The 2,310-nt window shown below is 42.3% G+C and carries 2 protein-coding genes; both read right to left on the bottom strand.

Features of this window, described 5'->3' with window-relative positions; all coding sequences use genetic code 11:
* Nucleotides 1-567 (bottom strand): metal-dependent hydrolase (locus ACESK1_RS12595; RefSeq protein ID WP_372920533.1); only part of this gene is annotated, 567 nt, incomplete at its 3' end.
* Between the two features lie 126 nt (nt 568-693).
* The coding region (locus tag ACESK1_RS12590) for a DNA mismatch repair protein MutS (RefSeq protein ID WP_372920532.1) at nt 694-2,310 on the bottom strand (1,617 nt) is incomplete at its 5' end.

The raw sequence follows: 2,310 nt of genomic DNA, 5'->3' as shown, positions 1-2,310 counted from the left end.
GGCATCGGTGAATTTATTGTAGGTATAGAGTTTTATTCCGGGAGTAATGATCAGCAGATAAACGCTGCTAATGATGAGTCCGAGGTTATTATACTTTCTCCGCTTTCGGGAATCCCGTTTTTGTCGCATTGCCAGAATGAGGAACACCAAAAACGGCAAGGTATAAAGCGGATCTATTACAAAGATATTTTTATAAGCCAATCTAATTTCTAATGGCCACAGGAGTTGCGTCCCCCAGGTTGTGTGAGCATCAAGCAACGGATGAGTAAAAAACCCCCAGAACATCAGCCAGGACCAGTTTTTCCAGGTTGCAATAGATTTACGCTCAATTTTTGAAATCAGCCAGCCAAAAACCGGAGCAAACAACACCGCAAACACGATGGAATGCGTAAACCCGCGATGCACTTCTATCGCGGTGATAGTATCGGTAAAAAGACTGGCAAAGGTATCAAGGTCGGGAATGGTCCCGGCGATGGCACCGTAAAGAATTGCTTTATTTCCAACCTTCCGGCCAAGCACTGCTTCACCTACCGCGGCGCCGAGAACTATTTGAGTTAATGAATCCATTTATTTTTTCTTTCTGAGGGCAATCTTTTTAACAAATTAGACCCTGAAATAAATTCAGGGTGACGTAAGCTGGTTTTGTATCCGTCGTCATGCTGAACTTGTTTCAGCATCTAATCCTCTTCAATATTAATCATCTACAATTTCCATTTTCCGAAGCAAAAACGAAGCATTCATATTCTGGCAAATCCCATCTTTAAATTTATAGTCGAAAAACAACTCATCATTTACAATTTCAGCATCAAAATAATGATTTTTCACCTGTGGTAATTCAGCAGTAATCTCACACAGGCTCAGGTCGTGAGTTGCGATGATTCCGGTAGATTTTGATCCTACCAGTTTCCGGATAAATTTCTTTGAACCTATGGCCTTATCGCTGCTGTTGGTGCCTTTCAGGATCTCATCGAGAATAATAAAATACCTGTCGGTTTTGATCTCGTCTACGATGAATTTCAGACGTTTTAATTCTGAAAAGAAATAGGATTCATCATCGCTCAGTGAGTCACTGGTTCGCATACTGGTGATGAGTTTAATCGGCGAATATCTACAGCTTTCGGCACAAACGGGGAGACCGATATTGCTCATCAGGATCTGAAGGGAAACCGTACGAAGAAACGTACTTTTACCGGCCATATTGGCCCCGGTGATAATAAAGAATTCCTCGTTATTTATGCTGAAATCGTTTGCAATTCGTTTTTCAGGATCCAGAAGCGGATGCGCCAGGGCTGTTGCCGAAATTCCCTTCTCTTCTGCATTGATCTCCGGAAAGACATAATGCGGATGATTGAAAGAAAAATTCCCCAGGGAGTTTAAGGCATCGGTAGTTTCAATGACCTCAAACCAGTGGGCAACATTTTGCCGATAAGCCGAGATCCATTTTTCAAGTTTATAACTCTGCCTTAGATCCCAGAGCAAGAATCCGTTAGCAAAAATTCCAAATAGCATATTATTGCGCTGGTCCAGGGCATCAATTGCTTTGGAAAACTCCTTGAAAATCGCTGAAGCTTTTTTCTTTTCTGTTCGAATGAGCTGCTGATTCTTTTCTAGAATTTCAGAAGAAAATTCAATATTTTCCAGCAATGCCAGCAAATGATGATATTGGTGAAAGGTATCCTGCACCTTGCTCACACTACCCGAAAGCAAATTGATCTTTTTTAGATAGATGCCCGTATAAAGAAGACCTGCCAGAAACCATAAGAAAAGATGAATCCCCTTGAAATAATCCAGGGAATAGCCCACGATCACCAGCAGGGAAAGCACTGAAAAAACTGTAGGCAGCCATTTCATATAAGCGGGCACGAAATTCCTGTATTTTTTTAACCACTGCACCACGGTTTTAGAAGGAGTTTCGGTTTTAACCAGACGGGCCAGGGCAGTGAATTCCTGACGCCATTTAGGTTTCTGTTCCAATTCTTTTATGGCCTCCTGCTTTTCCGGAATTCTCTCTATAGAATTTTCAGTAAGCATAGCTGCCAGTTTTTTGGTGCCCTCATAAAGTGCTGTGCGGTTAAGATACTGAAAGAAAGAACCTCTTCCGAAGAGATCGATATCCTGCCCAAATGCGTGCTTAGGATCTTCAAACTCAGTTCCCTCGGGAAGATCCTGGAAATTCCGGGTTTTCAGAATATCTATCTCCAGCTCGTTTAGCCTGATGAGTTCTTTTTGCTTATCGGCTTTATCCTTGAGATCGCTATGACGGGAGACAAGAAAGAGAAAAAGGGCGATCCCCCCAATAACCACCGGCAC

The sequence above is a fragment of the Salegentibacter sp. genome (assembly GCF_041642575.1).
Taxonomy (GTDB): domain Bacteria; phylum Bacteroidota; class Bacteroidia; order Flavobacteriales; family Flavobacteriaceae; genus Salegentibacter.
This window is presented reverse-complemented; position numbering and strand designations above follow the sequence as displayed.